This is a genomic window from Ruegeria sp. AP12 (genome assembly GCF_056540025.1).
The window spans coordinates 1-950 of record NZ_JBQFVZ010000125.1; the positions used below are offsets into that span (position 1 = coordinate 1).

General features: G+C 54.2%; 2 protein-coding genes. Both read left to right on the plus strand.

Annotation, left to right across the window (positions count from 1 at the left end):
- A partial coding sequence (locus ACR0E6_RS21700; RefSeq protein WP_480587211.1) for a copper-binding protein occupies nt 1–304 on the plus strand: 304 nt, incomplete at its 5' end.
- The coding region (locus ACR0E6_RS21705; RefSeq protein ID WP_480587214.1) for an efflux RND transporter permease subunit at nt 301–950 on the plus strand (650 nt) is incomplete at its 3' end. The genes ACR0E6_RS21700 and ACR0E6_RS21705, both read left to right, overlap by 4 nt.

The window sequence follows — 950 nt, forward strand, 5'->3', positions numbered from 1 at the left end:
TCTGACTTTCGCGCGTGCAGATGGCATGACAATGGTGTTGGCTGCGGCAACGCCTATTGCACCGCCACTTCAGGTTTCTGGCCGGATTAACAGTATCGACCCGAACGCGCGTACCGCGAACGTAACACACGGTCCGATGACTGAGATCGGCATGCCGGGCATGACCATGGATTTCCCGGTTGCGGAGGGGATTGAGGTTTCTAACTTGCCTGTAGGGATTGATGTTTCTTTGATCCTTCGCCGCAATCCCGACTTTTCGATGACGCTGTTAGAGGTCGCGCTTGATGGGAGTGTTACGCAGTGATCACGGCCATCATTCGTTCTTCGCTCGCCAACAGGTTCGTCATCTTGGCCCTCGCATTCATGATAGGAGTTGCGGGTATTTGGGCCATTCGTGAGACGCCGGTTGATGCAATCCCGGATCTGTCGGATGTCCAGGTAATTGTTCGCACGCCATATCCCGGGCAAGCGCCTCAAGTTGTCGAAAACCAAATCACATATCCACTTGCGACAGCCCTATTGGCCGTACCCGGTGCAAAAGACGTTCGCGGGTTCTCGTTCTTTGGAGACAGCTTTGTATATGTTGTCTTTGAGGACGGGACGGACCTCTACTGGGCTCGGTCGCGTGTGCTCGAATACTTGGGCCAGATTACCGGCAGCTTACCTGAGGGCGTGTCACCACAACTTGGCCCTGATGCGACTGGGGTCGGGTGGATTTATCAGTATGCGCTGGTTGACAGAACCGGAAATCATGATCTGGCTCAGCTCAGGACTCTGCAGGATTGGTTTCTGAAATACGAATTACAAGCCGTGGAAGGCGTCTCAGAAGTCGCCACCATCGGCGGAATGGTCAAACAGTACCAGGTCGTCGTCGACCCAAACAAACTACGTGCCAATGACATAACACTTGCACAATTGAGGACGGCTATTCAGGCGGCCAACCGCGAGAC